The organism is Mycobacterium sp. 360MFTsu5.1 (assembly GCF_000383495.1).
Lineage (GTDB): Bacteria > Actinomycetota > Actinomycetes > Mycobacteriales > Mycobacteriaceae > Mycobacterium > Mycobacterium mucogenicum_B.
The window spans coordinates 462867-483166 of sequence record NZ_KB911466.1 but is presented as its reverse complement, the minus strand read 5'-3'; the positions used below and the strand labels follow the sequence as shown (position 1 = coordinate 483166).

Below are 20300 nucleotides of genomic sequence, written 5' to 3'. Positions count from 1 at the left end.
TGGGGCGTGAATAGTGTTGCGCTGAAGTCCATTTGGGGAATGGCTAGCGATGGTGGGCATCATTCAGATGCTGTGGCGGACGCAACGAGCGAGCCAGGGCCGGCATGAGTACGCGCCGGGGAACCAACCGGGCCAGTGCTGCTGACGCCGTATTGCCGGCTCCCGAGACCACCGACGGGGGAGTGCGGCGGCGATCGAGTGCCCTCAGGCCGGCTGCAGCGACCTGGTCCGCGGTCTGCATTCGGCCCACCACCGTGGCGGTTTCGCCGATCACGTCGAAGAACTCGGTGCGAGTAGGGCCCGGAGCGAACGAAAACACCTTGATTCCGTGCCGTTTTGCTTCGTACCACAAGGATTGGCTGAAGCTGAGCACGAAAGACTTCGATGCCGCATACACGGACAGAGAAGGCACCGGTTGATAGGCGGTGGTGCTGCAGATGTTCATGATGGCGCCGTGCCGACACGCGACCATCGCGGGCAGAAACGCATGACAGATGTCGACGACCGCCCTGATGTCGACCGCGAGCACCCGCGCGTAGTCACTCGCGTCGCCGTCAAGGAACGGACCTTGGGTGGCGAAGCCGGCGTTGTTGATGATCAGGTCGATATCGCCGTTGACGAGGTCGCGCAATCGGCTGCCCGGCGCTTCCCCGGCCAGGTCGAAAGCGATTCGGGCGCAGGTGATCCCATACTCCGCCTCGAGCTGGGCTGCGAGCGCGTCGAGCCGATCCCGCCGGCGCGCCACCAATACGAGGTCGCAACCGCGCTTCGCGAGCGCCCGGGCGAAGGCTTCGCCGATTCCCGAACTGGCACCGGTGATGAGCGCGCGCGAAGCGCGGAACGGCTTGGCCATTGACCCCTCCATCGGTCTGGGTTGCTGTTTGTGCTCACCGTCGCGGCGGGGCGCATGCAACAAATGCGACTATTGCATACGAAATGCAAATAATGCAACACCACGTACGATCGGCAGATGGGTTCCAAGGCGCACCGAAGCGACCCCGAGCGTCGCGCCGCCGTAGAACGTGTCCTCGGGGGGCAGCGCGCATCGGTCGTCGCCCGGGAGTTGGGGGTGCACCCGGCCACGCTGTACCGATGGGTGCACGACGCATCGGATGGTGTTGCCGAGACCCCCCTCACCGACGTCCGCTTGATGCACGCCACGCAGTCATTGCTGCGAGATCACGACTACAGCCAGATCACGGTCGAACAAGTGGCCCGGTATTCCGGCGTCGCGCTGCGTACCGCTTTCCATCATTTCGAGAGCAAACGTGAACTCTTCCGGGCCGCGATCGACAACGCGGCCACGGTCTTGATCGACGCCATGGGCCGGCGGTACCGAGACGCCGAATGGCCATCCGAGCCATTACTGCAGTTGAGCTTGTTCCTTCGACTGTCGGCCGAAGCCATTTACGCCACGCCGGCTGCGCACGTCCTGTTTCGCGACCTCGGCGTTCCGCGGTCGGATAGCTTCGCTCTGCGCTGGCACGACACGTTCGAGCAGGCGGTTGCGCAACTGCTCAGTAGGGCGGCAGACGACGAAGCGATCGACAGCGACACCGACATCGCGGCAGCGGCCCACACGATCACCGGCGCGATGCGCGGCATACATGCCGCAGTATTCGACGGCGGCGACCCGGCGCAGGCACTGAGAATCGTCGCTCGGCTCCACCTCACCGTGTTACCTGGCTGAATTCCCTGCGGCGTGTCTGCTCAAGGTGAATTATGTTGTGCCTGATGTCATTCAGATCATTCGGGCCGCTGCGATCTCTGTGATTTGTGGTCGTTGACCGAGCCGCAATCTACAGCCCGAAAATCAGATCCCCGCCCCCGGATTCAGGATGTTGTCGGGATCCAGTGCCGCTTTGATCCGGCGGTTCAGTTCCATGACCTCCGGGCCGAGTTGCCCGGCCAGCCAGGGCCGCTTGAGTCGGCCGACACCGTGCTCGCCGGTGATGGTGCCGCCGAGCGACACGGCCAGGTCCATGATCTCGCCGAACGCGATGTTGGCGCGCCGGGTGTTCTCGGCGTCGTTCGGGTCGTGGACGATCAGCGGGTGGGTGTTGCCGTCTCCGGCATGGGCGATCACCGAGATCAGCAGGTCGTGCTTGCGGGCGATCTCGCCCACGCCGTCGACGAGGTCCGCCAGTGCAGGCAGCGGCACACCGACGTCTTCCAGGAGCAGTGGGCCCTTGGCTTCCACGGCCGGGATGGCGAACCGCCGGGCCGCCACGAAGGCCTCGCCCTCGTCGGGGTCGTCGGTCAAAAACACTTCTGTCGCACCGGCTTCGGTGAACACGCGGGCCATGAACTCGGTGTCCTCGACGCCCGCCGGACCGCGGTCGTCGGAGGCCGCGACCAGCATGGCCTTGGCGCTGCGATCCAGGCCCATCTTGAGTTTGTCCTCGACGGCGTTGATGGCGACGTCGTCCATGAACTCCAGCATCGATGGGCGAATCCGGCCGGTGACGGTCACGACGGCGTCGGCGGCGGCGCGCACCGAGTCGAAGCTCGCCACCACGGTGCAGCCGCGGTGCTGTGGCGGCAGCAGGCGCAGGGTCGCCTCGGTGACGATGCCGAGGGTGCCCTCGCTGCCGACGAACAGTTTGGTAAGGCTCAGTCCCGCAACGTCTTTCAGCCTTGGACCGCCGAGCCGCACCGCGGTGCCGTCGGCCAGCACCACCTGCAGGCCCAGGATGTAGTCGGTGGTGACGCCGTACTTCACGCAGCACAGGCCGCCGGCATTGGTGGCGACGTTGCCGCCGATGCTGCAGATCTCGAACGACGACGGATCGGGCGGGTACCAGAGGCCGTGGGCCGCAACGGCTTTCTTCACCTCGGCGTTGAGCAGGCCGGGCTGCACCACGGCGGTGCGGGTTGCCGTGTCGACGACGATGTCGCGCATCCGTTCGGTGGTGAGCACGATGCCGCCGTCGACGGCCGTCGCCCCGCCGGACAGGCTGGTGCCGGCGCCGCGCGGCACCACCGCGATCTTGTGCGCGCTGGCCCACCGCAGGACCGTCTGCACCTCCTCGGTGCTGCGCGGTCGCACCACCGCGACGGGGGTGCCGGCGTCGGGATCCAGCGCGCGGTCCTGTCGGTAGGACGCGACGATGTCGGGATCGGTGACGACGGCGTCGGCGGGCAGGTCGGCGATGAGGCTCGGCAGCGCGGTATGCACGCGGGCAAGTCTAGGAGCCGGGTGGCGACCAGCGAAGACTCGCGTCATGTGCCGTAGGCATTAATCCCATGTAACGCCCGTGTTACGGGTATCGTCAGCTATGTGTACAGCAAGGCCTTGTTGGCCGAGATGGGAGCGCTGCGCGACAGCCGTCGCGGAGCGCACGTGTCTGCGACCGCGATCGAGCTCCATGTGCGTGCCGTGAGTCATAGCGTGCGCACGCGCCGGCCGGCTTTCGTGGCCGATGCGGCGCTCGATCTGATCGCGTCAGGGTCGGTGACAACCGTTGCCGCACTGGAGCTTTGGATGGCGGGTCTGTGGCAGCGGGTGCCCGGGGGCTACCTGATCGACGACCGTGAACTGATCGCCCACCTGTCGTCGGGTCCGGTGCGGCGCTGGGTGCGCCGGGTGTGGCTGAAGCTCAACAGCGAGTCGGTCATCCCGTTCTGACGGCACCGGCAGTTGTGCGGACTCCGCGTAATGCGGCAAACAACAGGTCGTTCAGCATGTCGATCAGGTCGTCCCGGTCGACGGTGATCGCCCCGACGAGGACTGCGGTCAGCGTCTCACCGACCCCGCCGATGACGAACTGCGCCGCCAGCTGCAGATCGAGTGGTCGCAGTTCGGAGCCGGATTCATTCAGTCCGGCGACGATGCCCGCGAACCGCTGAGCCTCGGCGAGGCGGCGTGGGCCGAGGACGGGTGAGGAGCCGGACTCGATCAGGACCACGCGGCCCTTGCGTGCATCGGTCAGCAGGAGATCGGCCAGTGCCCCGAGTGCCGCGCGTGAGCGAGCGCGCGGACCGCCGTCGGTATCGGCGATCGCGGCGAGTCCGCGCTCTTCCAGTTCGGCCACGATTTCGTCGAATACGGCGATGTGCAGGTCTTCGATCGTCGGAAACGACTCGGCGAAGTAGCGCGCCGCGAGGCCGGCCTGCTCCGCCACGCCACGCAGGGTGGTCGCGGGGATGCCTTTGGTGCCCATCAGCTCCAGGCCTGCCGCAATGAAGCGACGCCGCCGGTCGGCGACGCGGTCGGCGCCGCTCATGCCGCCGTAGTGCCGTGCCCCACTCACGCCACCCATCTTGACACATGCGTTGACAGATGGTTGCCTCATCTCATCTATCAACGCTTGATGACAGATTGGATGGGCACATGACCATGACTGCATCGCCCGTGGGGGCCGGGGTGGAGCCGTGGCACCCGAGCCAGCCGCATGCGGAGCTGGCGGCCGACGTCCGATGGTGGTTGGGCTCGCCGCTGAGTCTCGGGCTCTTCGGGCGCCTCGCGCTCGACCAGGTGGCGTACCGCCCGATCGCGGCGGCGGTCGATTGGTCGGGACGGTTCCAGGAGAACTTCACCGACCGGGGCATCAGGTCGCTCGCCTTCGGCATGCTCATGCTGTTCGGCGACGAGGCCGACCGGCGCGGAGACACCGAGGAACTCAAACGGCTGCATGCCGGCGTGCGGGGAACCGGCACCGGCGAGTTCGCCGACACGCGGTTCAGCGCCCTCGACCCCGAACTCTGGAATTGGATCGCCGTCAGCTCGCTGAATCTGTTCTACCGGGGCTACATCGCGGTCCGCGGTGAAGACCTCGATGCCGAGCAGCGCGAGGCCGTGTATCGGACCCTCCGGTGGATGATGAGCTATCTGGAGCTGCCCAGCGCTCGGGCCAAACTGCCCGAGACCCTGGCCGACATGGAGGCGTACTACGACTGCGTCGCCGAACAGCACTTGGCGGACAACGCATTTCTGCAATATGCCGACGAAAGCTTCGACGCGTTGCCCGTGCCGGCCTTGCTCCCCAAGCAACTGCGGGTGCTCCTGCTGCCGCTGTGGAACGTGGTGACACCGATTGCGTTGCGGGTCCCGAAGGTGCTTGGCCGGCGCCACGCCCACCCGAAGATGCGGGAGCTGCTCGGCATTCGGTCGACGCCCCTGAACCGGCTCGAATATGCCCTGTACCTGAAGGCCTCCCAGATGGCCTGGCGGTACCTGCCGCGCGCTGTCGTCCTCGATCCCTTGGCGTACAACCGCTACCGCTACGAACGGCTGCGCTCGGCCTACCACCGCGTGCAATTGGACAGCTTCGCCGCTTAGCCGCGGCGCGTAGGGGCAGAATCTGGGGGTGCTGCCACATCCCCGAACCGGAGTGCTGTTCCCGTCCCCGGTCCCGGCCGGGGCGGGCTGGCCCGGGGACCCGGCCGACGCCGACACCCCGGTTGCCCGCACCGCCGCGCAGATCCGGGCCAGGGCCCGTCGCTGTACCGAACTGACCGACCTCGACGCCCAGGTGTCGGTGTGCCGCGGCTGCCGTCGCCTGGTCACCTGGCGCGAGGACGTCGCCACGCGGACGCTGGCCAAGCGCAAGGCCTATGCGGCCGAGCCGTACTGGGGCCGGCCGGTGCCGGGGCTCGGGGTGGACCGGCCGCGCATCTGGGTGCTCGGGCTCGCGCCCGCCGCCCACGGTGCCAACCGGACCGGCCGGGTGTTCACGGGTGACCGGTCGGGCGACTTTCTCTTCGCTTCGTTGCACCGCGTCGGCCTGGCCAGCAGCGCCGCGAGCATCGATGCGGCAGATGGATTGACCCTCAAGGATATTCGGGTGGTCGCCGCGGTCCGGTGCGCTCCGCCGGACAACGCGCCGACGCCGGAGGAACGTCTCACCTGCGAGCCGTGGCTGAGCGCGGAGTGGCGGTTGACAGGCCAGGACGTCCGGGTCGTCGTCGCACTCGGTGGCTTCGCCTGGAAGGCCGCGCTGGAGCTGACGGGAGCGGGGCGGCCGTATCCGAAGTTCGGTCACGGCGCGCTGGCGGCGCTTCCCGACGGGCGGAGCCTCCTTGGCTGCTACCACCCGAGCCAGCAGAACACCTTCACCGGCAGGCTCACCCCGGCCATGCTGGACGACGTGTTCAGCACGGCCAAGGGAATCGCATCCCGCCCTGACGGGTTGGAATAGATCGTGCAGTTGTCTGTTCTCGATCTCGTCCCGGTCCGTAGCGACCAGTCCACCGTGGACGCCTTCGCCGCCACCGTGCGCCTCGCCAAGGTCGCCGATGAGCTGGGCTACACGCGCTATTGGGTGGCCGAGCACCACAACATGCCCGCGGTCGCCGCGACCAGTCCGCCCGTCGTCCTGGGCTACCTGGCCGCGCAGACCGCGCGAATCCGGCTGGGCTCGGGCGGCGTGATGCTGCCCAACCACGCGCCGTTGGCGGTTGCCGAGCAGTTCGCGCTCCTGGAGGCGGCGGCCCCGGGCCGCATCGACCTCGGCGTCGGCCGTGCACCGGGGACCGACCCCGTCACCTCGATCGCGCTGCGCGGCCCGGCCGGACGCACCGACGAGGACATCCACCGCTTTCCTGAGTACCTCGACGACGTCGTCGCGCTGATGAGCCCCGGCGGCGTCAAGGTGTCCCTCGAGGGGCGAAACCTGTTGGACAAGAACTACATCCTGAAGGCCACCCCGTCGGCGGTGAGCCCGCCGAAACTGTGGCTGCTGGGCTCGTCGATGTATTCGGCGCACCTCGCCGCAGCCAAGGGGCTGCCGTACGTGTTCGCCCACCACTTCTCCGGCCAAGGCACCGAGGAAGCCCTGGCCACGTATCGCGAAGAGTTCCGGCCCAGCGAATTCGCCGACAAGCCAACCACGTTCATGACCGTCAACGCCTGCGTGGCCGAGACGCGCGACGAGGCCGAACAGCTGATCCGCCCCAACCTGCAGATGATGGCGTGGCTGCGCACCGGCGAGCCGCTACGTGCGCTGGACCTGGTCGAGGACTCGGAGCACAACGAGCTCACCGCGACGCAGCAGGCCATCGTCGCCGCGGGAATGGAGCGGGCCGTCGTCGGCGCACCGGCAGAGGCCGCGGACCAAATCCGGGAACTGGCATCGCATTTCGGTGTCGACGAGGTGATGGTCAGCCCCGTCGCCGCCGCTCGCCGGGGCTGCGATCCAGCCACCGCCCCGGCTCGCGAGACGACGCTACGGCTGCTCGCCGAGCAGCTGCTCTAGCGCGGCGTCAGCGCGACCACCGGAATGGGCCGGGTGGTTCGCTTCTGGTAGCCCGCGTACCGGTTGGCGTTGTTCTTGTTCACGACCTGCCACAGCCGCGCGTAGTCGGGGTCGTCCTTGCCGACAACGCGGGCGGTCACCGGGATTCGCTTTGTCCCGACGTTGATTTCGATCTCGGGCTTGGCCTTCAGGTTGAAGTACCAGCCGGGCGCCGTCGGCTCGCCGCCCTTGGACGCGACCACCAGGTAGGCGTCGCCGTCCTTCGCGTAGGTCAGCGACGTGGTGCGGGCCAGGCCCGTCTTGGCGCCGACGGTGTGCAGCAACAGGCTCGGCGGGACGCCGGGGAACTGGTGCCCGATCCGGCCTTCGGTCTTCTGGTAGATCCGGTCGTGCATCTTCAGCAACGGGAGGCCGAGGTATTTCTCCCACAGGGGCATGCTCATGGCTTCAAGTCTGCCTGCGGATCAGAGAGCCGCGCCACCGCCTCCAGTAGGATCTTTCCGCTGGTTTCCCGGTCTGGATCACGGCGCAACAGCATCCCCTTGGCAAACGCCAACTTGTCGCCTGCCTTGCGTGGGACGACGTGCAGATGGATGTGGAACACCGTCTGAAATGCGGCTTTGCCGTCGTTGATCGCGATGTTGTTGCCGTCGGCGTGCAGGCCGGACTCGCGCGACGCCTGTGCGATGCGCTGACCGAGTTTGGCCATGCCGGCCACCACGTCCGGCGGGGTGTCGACCAGGTTCTCGTAGTGCTGTTTGGGCACCACCAGGGTGTGACCGCGCGAGAACGGACGGATGTCCAGGAACGCCACGTAGTCGGCATCTTCGTAGACGCGCACCGCGGGCGCCTTCCCGGCGACGATGTCGCAGAACACACAGGCCATCAGTTCACGGTAGGCCAGCTCGCTCGCTCAGCGTCTGTCGCATCCCTCAACGTCGCTTGCACCTCGCCTCTGGATTGTGCGACTCAGACGTTGGCGGCCGCCCACTCCGCCAACCGGCGGTCGCGTTCGGCGGCGTCGACCTCTTCGACCCGCGTCATCACCGCCCAGCGCTGACCGAACGGGTCGACGATCGACGCGAACCGGTCACCGGTGACGAAAGTCTGTGTCGCTTCCCGAATTGTCGCGCCGGCACGCTCGGCCCGGTCGGCGACCGCGTCGACGTCGGGGCAGTACAGCACCAGCGAATGCGTGACCGGACCGCTGCGTGGCGGCGCCACCAGTTCGTAATCGGGGTTGGGATCGGACAGTTGCAGCCGGCCGGTACCGAAGTCCAGCTCGGCGTGGGCCACCTTGCCGTCGCTCGCGTCCATCTTCTCGATGAGCTGCGCGCCGAACACCTCGACGTAGAAGTCGATCGCGGCGGCAGCCCCATCGATCACCAGGAACGGGGTGAGGCTGGTGTAGCCCTGGGGAATTGGTTGCACGCTCATGGCATCCAGTTTCGTAGTGTCAGTGGTGTGGCGGCTTGGAAAAACCCGACACCCGCTCCGAAGCTGGGTGTGGTCGGCCGTGCCAATACCGGCTCGGTGTTCGACCTGCAGCAGTGGCAGCCGTCTGCCGCGGCAGCAGTGTGGGTTGAGAACTTCTGGGCCGTCACTTGGGATCTACGGGACACCGAGCCGGTCGACAGCACCGTCATCACCTTTCCCGCGGTGCACTTGACGCACGAGTGGGGCACCGACGATGTTCGGCACGGCCACCGGTTGCCGGCGACGTTGGTGCACGGCGTGGTCGAGCGGGTGTTCACCACCAGGCTGTCGGAGTCAGGTTCGGTGGTGGGCGCCAGGTTCCGGCCCGGCGGCTTCGCGGCCCGGTTCGGCCGGGACGCCGGCACACTGACGGGTCGCGTTCTCCCGGTTGATGACGAATTGCTCGGTACCTCAGCGTCTTTCGCTGACGACATCGACCAGGCGGCCGCAGCGCTCGACGACGTGATCGGTGACCACGCCGACGCGGACGCCACATATCGGGACCTGCTGACGTTGCTCGACCGGGTCCGCGCCGATTCACAGCTGCACCGGGTCGAACAGGTGATGGCGCTGTCTCCCTGGAGCGAGCGGACCACGCAGCGGGTGTTTCGCCGTTACGTCGGGGTGCCGGTGAAATGGGTGCTGTGCCGCTACCGCCTGCAGCACGCGGCACTGGAGATCGAGACGGTGCCGGACCTCGACTTCGCCGACCTGGCAGTGCGATTGGGTTGGTACGACCAGGCGCATTTCATCAACGACTTCCGCGCCATGCTCGGCTGCACGCCGGGGGAGTACGCCACAAAACATCGCCGATGATGGGTAATCTGCGCCGCATGGACCCTCGTGAACTGGCGTTCGCCGGCGCCGCCGAACAGGCCAGGATGCTCGCCGCCGGTTCGGTGACCGCACCCGAGCTCGTCGAGCTGTACCTGGACCGGATCGCGCGCATCGATCCCGAATTGCGGTGTTATCGAACAGTTCTGGTCGAAAGCGCCAGAGCCCAGGCACAGGCCGCGCAGACCCGGCTGGACGCGGGGGAACGGCTGCCGCTGCTCGGCGTGCCGATCGCCATCAAGGACGACACCGATGTGGCGGGCGAGCTGACGACGTTCGGCAGCAGCGCGCACGGACCGGCGGCCACCGCCGATGCCGAGGTGATCCGCCGGCTGCGCGCCGCCGGCGCGGTGATCCTGGGCAAGACCGCGGTGCCCGAGATGATGATCTGGCCGTTCACCGAGACCCTGACCTACGGCACCACGCGAAACCCCTGGAACACCGGCTACGCGCCGGGTGGCAGTAGCGGGGGCAGTGGCACCGCGGTCGCCGCCGGGCTGGCGGCGATGGCGCTGGGCTCGGACGGGATGGGCTCGATCCGGATCCCCGCCACCTGGTGTGGATTGTTCGGCATCAAACCGCAACGTGACCGGGTGCCCATGAGCCCGCACGACGATTCGTGGTGCGGGCTGGTCGCTTATGGGCCACTGGCCCGCACCGTCGAAGACGCGGCCCTGTTCCTCGACGCCACCACCGACGGTGGCTTCGTGGCGGCCGCCCAACGGGCACCCGGGCGCTTGCGGATTGCGTTGAGCACCAAGGTGCCACCGCTGGTGACCGCACGGGTGGGCGCCAAGCAACGCGCCGCGGTGCAGCAGGCGGGTGAGTTGCTACGCGAACTGGGCCACGACGTCGTCCACCGAGATCTGGACTACCCGCGGTCGGCGGTGTACGGCCACGCCCTGCCGCGCTACTTCCGCGGGGTCTACGACGACGTGTCCGCGCTGCCGCACCCGGAGCGCCTGGACCGCCGGACCCGAGCCTTCGCCAGGATCGGCGGGTTGATCTCGCAGCGGCGCATCGACGCGATCCGTGCCGCCGAACCCGCGCTGGCCGCCCGGGTGCAGTCCGTGTTCGACAGCGTCGACGTGGTGATCACCCCGGGCGCGGCGACCGGGCCGTCGCGGGTCGGGCAGTATCAGCGCCGCGGCGCCGTCTCGACGCTGGCGTCGGTCGCCGCGCGGGTGCCGTTCCAGGCCATGTTCAACGTCACCGGGCAACCGGCAGCGGTCGTGCCGTGGGGGCTGGACGGCCACGGCATCCCGACGTCGATTCAATTGGTGGGCAGGCCCTTTGACGAGGCGACGCTGCTGTCACTGAGTGCGCAGATCGAGGCCGCCCGCCCGTGGGCGGGCCGGCGGCCTGCAGTCGGTTAGCGCGCGCCGAGCGCGGCCTGGATGTCCGGCTTCATCTGCTGCAGTTGCTGACCCCAGTAGGCCCAGGTGTGCGTGCCCGTCGGCGGGAAGTTGAAGGTGGCGTTGTGCCCGCCCGCAGCCTGGTACGCACCCTGGAATTTGGTGTTCGACGCGAGCGTGAAACTCTCCAGGAACTGCTGTGGCACACCGCTTGTCGCGCCCGCCAGGTCGTCCGGTGTGCCGGTGCCGCAGTACACCCACAGCCTGGCGCCCGACGACGCGATCCTGCCGACGTTGACCGTCGGGTCGTTGCGCGCCCATGCCGGATCACCGGGCGGCCCCCACATGGCGCCGGGGTTGAAGCCGCCGGAATCGTTCATCGCCAGCCCGACCATCGACGGCCAGAACGAGTCGGACAAGTTCAGGAATCCGGACAGCGAGCCCGCGTACCGGAACTTGTCCGGGTGGTCCGCCACGTACATCAGCGCGGTCGAGCCGCTCATCGACAGCCCGACCACCGCATTACCACCGGTTGAGATCTGCTTGTTGGCGGCCAACCAGGCCGGCAGTTCCCTGGTCAGGAAGGTCTCCCACTTGTAGGTCTGCGTGGTGCCATTGCCGACGGCCGGCTGATACCAGTCGGTGTAGAAGCTCGACATGCCGCCGACCGGCATGACCACAGAAAGGCCCGAGCCGTTGTACCACTCGAATGCCGGGGTGTTGATGTCCCAGCCGTTGACGTCGTCCTGCGCGCGCAGACCGTCCAACAGATAGAGGGCGTGCGGACCGCCGCCCTGGAATTCGACTCTGATGTCGCGGCCCATGGCCGCTGACGGCACGTTGAGGTATTCGACGGGTAGGCCGGGGCGGGAGAATGCGTCGGCCGGCGTCGCTGCGATCAGACCACCGATCGTCAGCGCCGTCACCGCCGCACCCAGATACTTCGTCAATCCCGGCAGGTTCTTGGAAATGCGTGACATGGGTAAACCCCCTGGGTCCGGATGCGGATACACACCGCATTCGCGCGGCATACCCTCCTCCGCCGGGGTGAAACGTTCAGCGGACCACTTGCCACGCCGCGAGTTTGTCGGTGAACGACATGGTCAACGCTCCGCTGCTCGACGGCAGGCGGGCGGCGGGCAGCGCGATGTCGGCGCGCTGGAACAACGTGTACGCCGTCAGCCCGTTGACGAATCCCCGCTCGATTGTCGGATGTTCCGCCAGGAACGCGGTGAAATCGTTGAGTACCAACGTCTTCCGGTCGATGTTGGCATCCAGGCTGCCGACGCGCCGGCAGCTGTGCACGACGTCCCACAGCGCCACCCCGGCGTCGGTGACGGCATCGACGCGCTCGGCGTAGGGCAGCTCCGCATCGAACCCGAGGAGTGAGCCCAGCAGCCGCCAGAACTGGTTCCGCGTGTTGGCGTAGTACTCGCCGGTGTCCAGTGACTTCTCGCTGGGAAACGAGCCCAGGATGAGCACTCGTGGGTTGGCGCCGACGATTGCCGGCAGCCCCGTGCGGAGCGGCATCTCTGGCTCGGTCATGTGCCCATTCTGCGGGGCTGCCAGGCGCGATAGGTTGGCCGGGTGAGTGAACAAGCTGCCGAGCCGGTCGACCGTGCCGAGCTGACCGACTGGCTGCTGTCCGAAGGCTTCAGTGAACAGGAGATCGACGAGTCCTTCGCGCCGACGCTGTTGCCCGCGCGGCGCGCCCTCGGCGACGACGGTATTCGGCTGTCGGCGCGGGACATCGCGGCCCGCTGGGACATGGATATCGATCTGCTGCAACGGATTCTGCACGCGGCGGGCCGGCCCCGGTCCGATGACCCGGCTGCCGCGCTGTATCTGACTGCAGACAGTCAGCTCGTCGGCTATGCGCAGCAGTGTCTGGGCTTGGGCCTGCCGATCGAACAGGTCGTCGCGGTGGTTCAGGTGATGACGGACGGTTTCGCGAAAACTGTCGAGGTCATGCAGTTCGCGGCGCTGTCGGCGATCCTCCAGCCCGATGCGACCGAGTTGGAGAACGCCAAGGCCGTCGCTGCGCTGACCGGGTACGTGGCGCCGCTGCTGGGGCCGATGGCGCAGGACATGCTCCGTACGCAGATGCTGCACGCGCTGCTGCAGCAGGAGGTCGCCGCCACCGAGCGGCTGACGGGGCCGGCGCTGCCGGGCGCGGGGATGGTGTCGATCGCCTTCGCCGATCTGGTCGGTTTCACCAGCCTGGGCGAGGAACTGCCACCGGAGGGGTTGGAGCGGCTCTCGCAGCGGCTGGCTGATCTGGCGCGCACCCTGGCCCAGCCGCCGGTGCGGTTCATCAAGACCATCGGAGACGAGGTCATGCTCGTCAGCCCCGAACCGGTGCCGCTGCTGAACATGATCCTGGACCTCGTCGACGCCGCGGAGGCCGATGACGCGCTGCCGCGGCTCAAGGCCGGCATGGCGACGGGAATGGCCGTCAGCCGGGCCGGGGACTGGTTCGGCGGTGCCGTCAACAAGGCCAGTCGGGTGACCGGAGTGGCCCGGCCGGGGGCTGTCCTGGTGGCCGATTCGGCACGGGATGCAGTCGGTGACGCACCGGGTTTTGAGTGGTCTTTTGCCGGTGCACGACGGCTGAAAGGCATCCGTGACGAGGTGAAACTCTTCCGCGCCCGCCGCAGTGAGGACTAGCCGCGACGTCGCTGCCCGACGGGCACCGGCTTGCACGAAGGCCGGGACGCGGCTTACATGGGTAGGCATGCCAGACATTGATCGTCGCAGCATGCTGTCGATGGCGGGGCTGGGCCTGTTGGCCGCCACGCTTCCCAAAGCCGAGGCCCACGCCGATACGCCCGGAAAACTCATCTTCGAGGACAACTTCGACGGACCGGCCGGATCGTCGCCCGACACCTCGAAATGGGAGATCGCCACGGCCCGCGAGTCGATGGAGAATCCGACGTATTGGGAGCTGCCCGAACACGTCGGCCAATACCGCAACGACCGCAAGAACCTTTTCCTGGACGGCAAGTCGAACCTGGTGATCCGGGCCGCCAAAGACGGGAACACGTACTACAGCGGCAAGATTTTCGGCACCTTCAAGGCCGGCATCGGCCACACCTTCGAGGCCCGGATGAAGCTCAACTGCCTGACCCCGGGCTGCTGGCCGGCTTGGTATCTGGCCAACAACTCTCCCGGAATCGGCGGCGAGGTCGACATCATGGAGTGGTACGGCAACGGGAGCTGGGCTCCCGGTACGACCGTGCACGCCAACCTCAATGGCGGCGAACATGTTTCGCACACCATCACGCCGGACAGTGCCTGGCACAACTGGCGGTGCCAGTGGGACGACGCCGGAATGCGGTTCTGGTTGGACTACACCGACGGCGCGCAGCCGTACTTCAACGTCCCGGCAAAGTCGTTGCCCAACTGGCACTTCAACGATCCCGGCTACACGCTGTTCCCGATCCTGGGCCTCGCGGTCGCCGGATCCGGGGGTGGCGACCCTTCAGGCGGAACCTACCCGGCCGAGATGCTGGTCGACTGGGTGAAGATCTGGTAGCTACCGGCTGGGCTTGAAACTGCGGAGCCGCAGACTGTTGCTCACGACGAACAGCGAGCTGAAAGCCATTGCCGCGCTGGCGATCATCGGATTCAGCATGCCGGCGGCAGCCAGTGGAATCGCCGCGACGTTGTAGGCGAACGCCCAGAACAGGTTGCCCTTGATGGTCTTGAGGGTGGCCCGGGACAGCCGGATCGCGTCGCCCGCGGCTCGCAGGTCGCCACTGACGAGGGTCAGGTCCGAGGCCTCGATGGCCACATCGGTGCCGGTGCCCATGGCCAGTCCCAGGTCGGCCTGGGCAAGGGCGGCAGCGTCATTCACGCCGTCGCCGACCATCGCCACAACCCGGCCCTGATCCTGCAGGCGCTTGATTTCGTCGACCTTGTCCGCGGGCAGCACCTCGGCGATCACCGCCTCGATACCGACTTCGGCAGCCACCGCGCCGGCCGCACGGCCGTTGTCCCCGGACAGCAGGACGGGGGTCAGGCCCAGCTTCTTGAGGTCGGCAATGGCTTCGGCGGCAGTGTCTTTCACCGTGTCGGACACCACGATGACGCCGGCGATGGCGCCGTCGATCGCGACCCACACCGGGGTGCGGCCCTGCGCTTCAGCGGTCTGCGCAGCGTGCTGCAACTCCGGGCCGGCTTCGGTGGCCAGCCAGTTGTACCGCCCGACCGCAACCTTGTGACCGTCGACCACACCGGTGACGCCGCGACCGTCGTGATTGACGAAGTCGCTGACCGTCGGCAGTGGGCCATCCTCGGCGGCCCGCGTGGCGATGGCCTGGGCGATGGGGTGCTCGGACGCGTGCTCCAACGCGCCGGCGAGCCGTAATACGTTGTCGGACTCGGCATGTACCGCCGCCACCGTCATCTTGCCGGTGGTCACGGTGCCGGTCTTGTCCAGCACGACGGTGTCGACCTTGCGGGTCGATTCGAGCACCTGCGGACCCTTGATCAGGATGCCCAACTGCGCGCCGCGGCCGGTGCCGACCAGCAGTGCCGTCGGAGTGGCCAGGCCCAGGGCGCAGGGGCACGCGATGATCAGGACCGACACGGCGGCGGTCAAGGCGGCGCTCATCGAGCCTCCCACAACCAGCCAGCCGATCAACGTCAGCAGCGCCAACCCGATGACCACGGGTACGAATACCGCCGACACCCGGTCGGCGAGACGCTGCACTTCGGCTTTGCCGCTCTGCGCATCGGCCACCAGACGTGCCATCTGTGCCAGCTGAGTGTCCGAGCCGACGCGCGTGGCCTTGACCTCAAGGCGCCCACCGGCATTCACCGTCGCGCCGGCCAGCTGATCGCCGGGGCCGACCTCGACCGGTACCGATTCGCCGGTCAACATCGATGCGTCGACGGCAGACGTTCCCGTCACCACCACGCCGTCCGTGGCGATCTTCTCGCCGGGGCGGACGACGAAGGTGTCTCCGACCGCCAGTTCCTCGATGGGCACGCGGGTTTCGTGGCCGCCGCGGAGCACCGCCACGTCCTTGGCGCCGAGATCGAGCAGCGCGCGCAGTGCCGCGCCGGACTGCCGCTTGGCGCGGGTCTCGAAGAACTTGCCGGCCAGGATCAATGTGGTGACGGTGGCGGCGACCTCGAGATAGAGGTGGTCGCTGCCCATCGCCAGCATCCATGCCGACCACAGGTACGACGTGAGAACGCCCAGCGACACCAGGGTGTCCATGGTCGCCGCGCCGTGCCGGAGGTTGGTCCATGCGGCGTGGTGCAGCGGCCAGGCGCCCCACAGCACCACCGGGGTGGTGAGCGCCAGCGCCCACAGCGGCCAGTGCGGGAACTGCAGGGCCGGGATCATCGACAGCGCGAGGACGGGGATCGTCAGGGCCAGTGACACCAGCAGGCGCGGCAGGTACGCCGTTTCGGTGGGGCTGTCGGCCTTGTCGACGCTCGCGGTGTAGCCGGTGGCCTCGACGGCCGCGACCAGTTCGTCGGTGGTCACGCTGTCCGGGTAGGTGATGGCCGCCTGCTCGGTCGCGAAGTTCACGCTGGCGTGAACACCGTCGATCCGGTTGAGCCGCTTCTCAATTCGGGCCGCGCACGACGAACACGTCATGCCGCCCACGGACAGCGTGACCGACGTGGTCATGCTGGTTGGACGACGTCGTATCCGGCGTCTTCGATCGCGGCGGCAACAGCGGCCCGATCAGGCTCGCCGTCGACTCGTACGGTTCCGGCCTTGAGGTCCACCTCGACACCGGTCACGCCGGGCAGCGGCTCGACAGCTGAGGTGATGGACGCGACGCAGTGTCCGCACGACATTCCCTGAACTTCAAGTACCTGACTCATGCCTCCGAGTATATACCCATAGGGGGTATAGGTAGGTTGTGATCTGTCGTACCTCATCATTTGGTCGGGCCGGGTGGCATTCTGGTTCCCATGGCACGTAAGGAAATCGACCCGATTCGGGCGAAGAGCGCCCTGGCTGTCGCAAAACAGCACCCGGGCATGATCCTGTTCCTGGCATCGCCCGCGATCGTCGCCGTCGTCCTGGTCGGCGTGTTCGTGGGCACCGGTTGGGCGATATTGCTGGCGCTAGCGCTGCTGGTGGCGGGTGGCGTGGTGTTGCGCCGCAACCTCTGACGGAGCCGGTGTTCGCCTCGGGTGAAAGGCCGTTTCAACTCTGATGTAACGGTGTAATCATGTAAGCATGAGGCACCATCATTCAGGCCAGGACCGCCGCGGCGGCTGGCAACAAGCAGGGCAGCCCGATGCGGGCGACGCCGCCGACTGGTTCGCCGGGCGGCTCCCGGAAGAATGGTTCGCCGGAGACCCGGACGTCACGGTGGACCGCGAGGAGATCGTGGTCATCGGGCGGCTGCCCGAGCCGGAGAATCCGGAAACGGCCGCCCGGGCCTCCGGGCGGGTGGCGCGCTTCCGGGAAGAGACCCGGTCCGAGCGCATGCGGATCGCCGATGAGGCCGAAGCTCGCTACGGCCGCAAGGTGGCCTGGGGTGTGTCGGTGGGGGAGTCGGAGCGAATTCTGTTCACCCACTTGGCTGTTCCGGTGATGACCCGGCTGAAGCAGCCCGAGCGTCAGGTCCTCGACACCCTGGTCGACGCGGGCGTGGCGCGGTCGCGGTCCGATGCGCTGGCGTGGTCGGTCCGATTGGTCGGCGAGCATGCCGAAGAGTGGCTGGCGAAACTGCGTGACGCCATGACGGCGGTCGACGATCTTCGCGCGGAGGGCCCACAACTCTGATCAACCATTGACGTTCGCCGCCGCTCGGGTGCAGGCTCAAGGTACCGGCCCGATGGGAGCGCGTCATGAGCGATCGGTTGTTCAATTACATCGGCGAGATGCTGTGCGGCAGCCTGGATGCCGACCTCGCATCGGCTCGTGTGCTCGCGCCGGGTGACTTCACGAAATTCCTCACGGATGACGTGCGACTGCACGTCATCCAGGGCCGGTTGGCGGCCGAGGAATGGGGCACCGCCGAGCATCACGGGCCGGTGCGGGTCCTGGCCACGCACATCATCATCACCGAGCATGGGCTGCTGTACGCGGCCGAGGTCGGCGGTCCGAACCCCGGTTACTACCTCGCGGCGCCGCGGACCTTGCTCGAACCCGTCGCCGACCACATCGCCGACAACCCGCCGCCGTCGGGCACGGCCGCCGCCGTGGACTGCCGGCTGGACCACGACCTCGCGTCCATCTGGCAGTTCGAGAGTGCGCTGCGGCATCGCCTTGAGTCCGATCCGGTCATCCGGGTCCAGCTGACGTCTGCGTTCGCGGCCTGAGCGATGCCCGCATCGGCGTCCCTGCGCCGCCAAAGCCTGGTGCGCAGTGCGGTTTTCACCGTCGTTGTGCCCGGCACCATGGCCGGCCTGATCCCGTATTCGCTCACCGGTTGGCGGCGGATTGGTGACCTGTTCGGCCTGCCCGGCGCATGGGTGGGCGGCGTGGTGCTGATCGTTCTCGGGCTCCCGGTGCTGCTCGCGGCCATCTACAAATTCGCCAGCGATGGGCTCGGCACACCCTTGCCGGCGGCACCGACCCAGAGTCTGGTCGTGACGGGGCCGCACCGGTACGTCCGCAACCCGATGTACCTCGCGGTCGCGGCCGTCATCGTCGGGCAGGCGTTGGTTCTCGGTCAGCCGGTACTGCTTTGGTATGCAGCCTTTTTCGTGTTGGGGACGGCCGCGTTCGTCTACTTCTATGAGCAGCCCACGCTGCTGAGGCAATTCGGCGACGAGTACCGGCGCTACTGCCAATCGGTACCGGCGTGGCTGCCACGGATCACGCCGTATCGGCCGTAGATCTCTGGGTGGCGGCGCAGTTCGCTAGGGCGAGTGAAACTACTCCCCGCCGCGCCGGCGCTCGCGCCGCCTCCGCGCCCGCGTATCCGTCCGGCGCCGCGCCCCGCCGCCCAGCCTGCATCGGCGCATTCGGAGCCGCATCGACGACGCGCCCGGTTCATGGGGTCGCAGCCCAAGTTCGGTGATCACAACTGCCCCCGCCGAGATCGTTCGAACCGTCACCGATGTGCTGATACAGGCAGAGAGATCCCTTGTAGATCGAACATATGTTCGATACAATTAGGCATGGGACTCACACCAGATCTCACCACCAGCCTCGACGCCCTCCGCGGCGTGCAGGTCCCCGACGACATGCCCGCGGGCGACGCGGTGGAGGCGATGACGTGCGTGGTGACGCTGCGCAATGTGATCGATCGTCTGGCGGCGATGCTGACCGGAGTGCTGGACCGCTGTGGGGTGGCCGCCGCGCAGGGCCGCACGCCGCGGGAGCTGCTAGTGACGTTGGGGTGTGCGCCGTCGGTGGCGCAGCGGCTGGTCCGTGTCGGTGGTGCGTTGCCGACGCTACCCACGCTCGCCGCGCATGCCGCCGACGGGGCGATCTCCGGGGAGCATGTCGATGCGATCGTCAAAGGCATCAACCACATACGCGCCCGCGCACCCGGACCCGTGGATGAAGCCGCCCGGTTCGCGCAGGTGACCGATCTGTTGGGGCAGTTCTTCTCCGGCGCCACCCCCGCCGACATCGACAAACGCGCCCGCCGGTTGGGCAACCGGGTCGCCGCCGCTGAAGGTGGCCTGCCGGCCGCCGAGGACCGGTCGATCAACACCGCCGACCACCGCGTCACCAGCGACGGCCGGGTCCAGATCCGCGCGGACCTGGACGCCGAAGTCGGCGCCAAATACATCGCGGCGATCGAACAAGGATCGGCACCGCGACCCGAACCCGACGGCAGCCCCGACACCCGCCCAGCGGGTCGGCGCCGGGCGGATGCGCTGGAAGCGGTGCTGGACATCGCCGCGCGCGGCGGGGACGTCGCCTCGGCCCCGCGCACCCAACTGCTGATCACCGTGCCCGCCGACACCCCAGACCTGGCCACGCTGGAATTCATCGGATCGATCAGCACCATGACTCTGGAACGAATCTGCTGCGACACCACCGTCACCACCATGATCGTCGACGGCGAACAGGTACCCCTGGACATGGGCCGGGAGAAACGCCTGTTCCCACCCCATCTGCGCAAAGCCCTCTATCACCGCGATCAGTGCTGCATCAAATGCGGCGCCCCACCCGGACGCACCCACGCGCATCACATCGTGCACTGGACCCACGGCGGCGACACATCACTAGGTAATGGCTGCCTGCTGTGCCCGGCCTGTCACGCCAACGTCCACCACGACGGGTGGGACGTCGTCATGGGACTGGACAAACACCCCTGGCTCATCCCACCCGCCACCGTCGACCCCCACCGAAAACCCATCCCCGCCCACAACCGCCGCACCATGCGACTCGACAACGCCGCCTAACACCTAAAGCAATGCGCACCTTGACAACTCGACAGTGACAATGCAACGCGGGCCTGCTGCTTCCACAGCGAGATGGGAGCAGCAGGCCCGCACCCGG

General features: G+C 67.6%; 24 protein-coding genes. 14 read left to right on the top strand and 10 right to left on the bottom strand.

Annotation, left to right across the window (positions count from 1 at the left end; translation table 11 throughout):
• Positions 1-43: 43 nt before the first annotated feature.
• The gene (locus H289_RS0114655) at positions 44-853 is read right to left on the bottom strand and encodes an SDR family NAD(P)-dependent oxidoreductase (protein WP_020101549.1); all 810 of its coding nucleotides are present in this window, start codon (positions 851-853) and stop codon (positions 44-46) included.
• Between the two features lie 117 nt (positions 854-970).
• Here H289_RS0114655 and H289_RS0114650 point away from each other — a divergent pair, with 117 nt between their 5' ends.
• Positions 971-1690: a TetR family transcriptional regulator gene (locus H289_RS0114650; protein WP_020101548.1), complete on the top strand. Its 720-nt coding sequence runs from the start codon at positions 971-973 to the stop codon at positions 1688-1690.
• A gap of 123 nt (positions 1691-1813) precedes the next feature.
• Here the strand turns inward: H289_RS0114650 and H289_RS0114645 are convergent, their stop codons facing one another.
• Positions 1814-3226, bottom strand: coding sequence for an FAD-binding oxidoreductase (locus H289_RS0114645; protein WP_051128484.1), 1413 nt, complete (start codon positions 3224-3226; stop codon positions 1814-1816).
• A 54-nt stretch (positions 3227-3280) separates the two neighbouring features.
• On the opposite strand from H289_RS0114645, the gene H289_RS0114640 reads away from it, so the two are divergent.
• The gene (locus H289_RS0114640) at positions 3281-3628 is read left to right on the top strand and encodes a hypothetical protein (RefSeq protein ID WP_020101546.1); all 348 of its coding nucleotides are present in this window, start codon (positions 3281-3283) and stop codon (positions 3626-3628) included.
• On the opposite strand, the gene H289_RS0114635 is transcribed toward H289_RS0114640, so the two are convergent.
• Positions 3615-4262: a TetR/AcrR family transcriptional regulator gene (locus H289_RS0114635; protein WP_020101545.1), complete on the bottom strand. Its 648-nt coding sequence runs from the start codon at positions 4260-4262 to the stop codon at positions 3615-3617. The two genes, H289_RS0114640 and H289_RS0114635, sit on opposite strands and share 14 nt — an antisense overlap.
• 71 nt (positions 4263-4333) lie before the next feature.
• On the opposite strand from H289_RS0114635, the gene H289_RS0114630 reads away from it, so the two are divergent.
• Genes H289_RS0114630 through H289_RS0114620 form a run of 3 tightly spaced genes read left to right on the top strand, consistent with a single transcriptional unit; the run spans position 4334 to position 7196 of the window.
• Positions 4334-5281 carry an oxygenase MpaB family protein gene (locus H289_RS0114630; protein WP_036420519.1) on the top strand — a complete coding sequence of 316 codons (948 nt, stop codon included), beginning with the start codon at positions 4334-4336 and terminating at the stop codon, positions 5279-5281.
• A 31-nt stretch (positions 5282-5312) separates the two neighbouring features.
• Positions 5313-6140, top strand: a complete 828-nt coding sequence (locus tag H289_RS0114625; protein WP_167542226.1) for a uracil-DNA glycosylase — start codon at positions 5313-5315, stop codon at positions 6138-6140.
• A 3-nt stretch (positions 6141-6143) separates the two neighbouring features.
• Positions 6144-7196 (top strand): LLM class flavin-dependent oxidoreductase, encoded by a 1053-nt coding sequence (locus H289_RS0114620; RefSeq protein WP_020101542.1) that lies wholly within the window; start codon positions 6144-6146, stop codon positions 7194-7196.
• Here the strand turns inward: H289_RS0114620 and H289_RS0114615 are convergent.
• From H289_RS0114615 to H289_RS0114605, 3 genes are all read right to left on the bottom strand, one after another.
• The gene (locus tag H289_RS0114615; RefSeq protein ID WP_020101541.1) at positions 7193-7639 is read right to left on the bottom strand and encodes a nitroreductase family deazaflavin-dependent oxidoreductase; all 447 of its coding nucleotides are present in this window, start codon (positions 7637-7639) and stop codon (positions 7193-7195) included. The genes H289_RS0114620 and H289_RS0114615 overlap by 4 nt on opposite strands.
• Positions 7636-8082: an HIT family protein gene (locus H289_RS0114610; protein ID WP_020101540.1), complete on the bottom strand. Its 447-nt coding sequence runs from the start codon at positions 8080-8082 to the stop codon at positions 7636-7638. The genes H289_RS0114615 and H289_RS0114610 overlap by 4 nt, the downstream gene beginning before the upstream one ends.
• 83 nt (positions 8083-8165) lie before the next feature.
• Positions 8166-8633: a VOC family protein gene (locus tag H289_RS0114605; RefSeq protein ID WP_020101539.1), complete on the bottom strand. Its 468-nt coding sequence runs from the start codon at positions 8631-8633 to the stop codon at positions 8166-8168.
• Positions 8634-8660: 27 nt separating this feature from the next.
• On the opposite strand from H289_RS0114605, the gene H289_RS0114600 reads away from it, so the two are divergent.
• Both H289_RS0114600 and H289_RS0114595 read left to right on the top strand, forming a co-directional pair.
• On the top strand, positions 8661-9488 hold the full coding sequence (locus H289_RS0114600; RefSeq protein ID WP_036420517.1) for an AraC family transcriptional regulator: 828 nt from the start codon (positions 8661-8663) through the stop codon (positions 9486-9488).
• Positions 9489-9505: 17 nt separating this feature from the next.
• A complete protein-coding gene (locus H289_RS0114595) occupies positions 9506-10882 on the top strand; it encodes an amidase (RefSeq protein WP_029105244.1) in 1377 nt (458 codons plus the stop codon).
• Here the strand turns inward: H289_RS0114595 and H289_RS0114590 are convergent.
• Both H289_RS0114590 and H289_RS0114585 read right to left on the bottom strand, forming a co-directional pair.
• The gene (locus H289_RS0114590; protein WP_020101536.1) at positions 10879-11841 is read right to left on the bottom strand and encodes an esterase family protein; all 963 of its coding nucleotides are present in this window, start codon (positions 11839-11841) and stop codon (positions 10879-10881) included. The two genes, H289_RS0114595 and H289_RS0114590, sit on opposite strands and share 4 nt — an antisense overlap.
• A 76-nt stretch (positions 11842-11917) precedes the next feature.
• Positions 11918-12406 carry a DNA-deoxyinosine glycosylase gene (locus tag H289_RS0114585; protein ID WP_020101535.1) on the bottom strand — a complete coding sequence of 163 codons (489 nt, stop codon included), beginning with the start codon at positions 12404-12406 and terminating at the stop codon, positions 11918-11920.
• 42 nt (positions 12407-12448) lie between these two features.
• On the opposite strand from H289_RS0114585, the gene H289_RS0114580 reads away from it, so the two are divergent.
• On the top strand, positions 12449-13528 hold the full coding sequence (locus H289_RS0114580; protein WP_020101534.1) for an adenylate/guanylate cyclase domain-containing protein: 1080 nt from the start codon (positions 12449-12451) through the stop codon (positions 13526-13528).
• Positions 13529-13595: 67 nt separating this feature from the next.
• The gene (locus H289_RS0114575) at positions 13596-14396 is read left to right on the top strand and encodes a glycoside hydrolase family 16 protein (protein WP_036420516.1); all 801 of its coding nucleotides are present in this window, start codon (positions 13596-13598) and stop codon (positions 14394-14396) included.
• On the opposite strand, the gene H289_RS0114570 is transcribed toward H289_RS0114575, so the two are convergent.
• Positions 14397-16508, bottom strand: coding sequence for a heavy metal translocating P-type ATPase (locus H289_RS0114570; protein WP_020101532.1), 2112 nt, complete (start codon positions 16506-16508; stop codon positions 14397-14399).
• The gene (locus tag H289_RS32445) at positions 16505-16708 is read right to left on the bottom strand and encodes a cation transporter (protein ID WP_061002753.1); all 204 of its coding nucleotides are present in this window, start codon (positions 16706-16708) and stop codon (positions 16505-16507) included. The genes H289_RS0114570 and H289_RS32445 overlap by 4 nt, the downstream gene beginning before the upstream one ends.
• 90 nt (positions 16709-16798) lie before the next feature.
• On the opposite strand from H289_RS32445, the gene H289_RS0114560 reads away from it, so the two are divergent.
• The 5 genes from H289_RS0114560 (at position 16799) to H289_RS0114540 (ending at position 20203) form a co-directional block, all read left to right on the top strand.
• Positions 16799-17002 carry a hypothetical protein gene (locus H289_RS0114560; RefSeq protein WP_020101530.1) on the top strand — a complete coding sequence of 68 codons (204 nt, stop codon included), beginning with the start codon at positions 16799-16801 and terminating at the stop codon, positions 17000-17002.
• A gap of 67 nt (positions 17003-17069) precedes the next feature.
• Complete coding sequence (gene abmR, locus H289_RS0114555; RefSeq protein ID WP_020101529.1) at positions 17070-17621, top strand: ATP-binding transcription factor AbmR; 552 nt, start codon at positions 17070-17072, stop codon at positions 17619-17621.
• A 65-nt stretch (positions 17622-17686) separates the two neighbouring features.
• The gene (locus H289_RS30545; RefSeq protein ID WP_020101528.1) at positions 17687-18160 is read left to right on the top strand and encodes a hypothetical protein; all 474 of its coding nucleotides are present in this window, start codon (positions 17687-17689) and stop codon (positions 18158-18160) included.
• A 3-nt stretch (positions 18161-18163) separates the two neighbouring features.
• Positions 18164-18679, top strand: coding sequence for a methyltransferase family protein (locus H289_RS0114545; RefSeq protein ID WP_020101527.1), 516 nt, complete (start codon positions 18164-18166; stop codon positions 18677-18679).
• A gap of 285 nt (positions 18680-18964) precedes the next feature.
• On the top strand, positions 18965-20203 hold the full coding sequence (locus H289_RS0114540) for an HNH endonuclease (RefSeq protein ID WP_020101526.1): 1239 nt from the start codon (positions 18965-18967) through the stop codon (positions 20201-20203).
• Positions 20204-20300: the final 97 nt, after the last annotated feature.

What these genes read in the sequence shown, in the direction of transcription:
- H289_RS0114645 (WP_051128484.1), bottom strand. Translation starts at nt 3,226, where the DNA reads ATGACGCGAGTCTTCGCTGGTCGCCACCCGGCTCCTAGACTTGCCCGC.
- H289_RS0114570 (WP_020101532.1), bottom strand. Translation starts at nt 16,508, where the DNA reads ATGACCACGTCGGTCACGCTGTCCGTGGGCGGCATGACGTGTTCGTCG.
- H289_RS0114635 (WP_020101545.1), bottom strand. Translation starts at nt 4,262, where the DNA reads ATGGGTGGCGTGAGTGGGGCACGGCACTACGGCGGCATGAGCGGCGCC.
- H289_RS0114655 (WP_020101549.1), bottom strand. Translation starts at nt 853, where the DNA reads ATGGCCAAGCCGTTCCGCGCTTCGCGCGCGCTCATCACCGGTGCCAGT.
- H289_RS0114610 (WP_020101540.1), bottom strand. Translation starts at nt 8,082, where the DNA reads ATGGCCTGTGTGTTCTGCGACATCGTCGCCGGGAAGGCGCCCGCGGTG.
- H289_RS0114630 (WP_036420519.1), top strand. Translation starts at nt 4,334, where the DNA reads ATGACCATGACTGCATCGCCCGTGGGGGCCGGGGTGGAGCCGTGGCAC.
- H289_RS0114575 (WP_036420516.1), top strand. Translation starts at nt 13,596, where the DNA reads ATGCCAGACATTGATCGTCGCAGCATGCTGTCGATGGCGGGGCTGGGC.
- H289_RS0114560 (WP_020101530.1), top strand. Translation starts at nt 16,799, where the DNA reads ATGGCACGTAAGGAAATCGACCCGATTCGGGCGAAGAGCGCCCTGGCT.
- H289_RS0114595 (WP_029105244.1), top strand. Translation starts at nt 9,506, where the DNA reads ATGGACCCTCGTGAACTGGCGTTCGCCGGCGCCGCCGAACAGGCCAGG.
- H289_RS0114540 (WP_020101526.1), top strand. Translation starts at nt 18,965, where the DNA reads ATGGGACTCACACCAGATCTCACCACCAGCCTCGACGCCCTCCGCGGC.
- abmR (WP_020101529.1), top strand. Translation starts at nt 17,070, where the DNA reads ATGAGGCACCATCATTCAGGCCAGGACCGCCGCGGCGGCTGGCAACAA.
- H289_RS0114585 (WP_020101535.1), bottom strand. Translation starts at nt 12,406, where the DNA reads ATGACCGAGCCAGAGATGCCGCTCCGCACGGGGCTGCCGGCAATCGTC.
- H289_RS30545 (WP_020101528.1), top strand. Translation starts at nt 17,687, where the DNA reads ATGAGCGATCGGTTGTTCAATTACATCGGCGAGATGCTGTGCGGCAGC.
- H289_RS0114545 (WP_020101527.1), top strand. Translation starts at nt 18,164, where the DNA reads ATGCCCGCATCGGCGTCCCTGCGCCGCCAAAGCCTGGTGCGCAGTGCG.
- H289_RS0114615 (WP_020101541.1), bottom strand. Translation starts at nt 7,639, where the DNA reads ATGAGCATGCCCCTGTGGGAGAAATACCTCGGCCTCCCGTTGCTGAAG.
- H289_RS0114590 (WP_020101536.1), bottom strand. Translation starts at nt 11,841, where the DNA reads ATGTCACGCATTTCCAAGAACCTGCCGGGATTGACGAAGTATCTGGGT.
- H289_RS0114650 (WP_020101548.1), top strand. Translation starts at nt 971, where the DNA reads ATGGGTTCCAAGGCGCACCGAAGCGACCCCGAGCGTCGCGCCGCCGTA.
- H289_RS32445 (WP_061002753.1), bottom strand. Translation starts at nt 16,708, where the DNA reads ATGAGTCAGGTACTTGAAGTTCAGGGAATGTCGTGCGGACACTGCGTC.
- H289_RS0114605 (WP_020101539.1), bottom strand. Translation starts at nt 8,633, where the DNA reads ATGAGCGTGCAACCAATTCCCCAGGGCTACACCAGCCTCACCCCGTTC.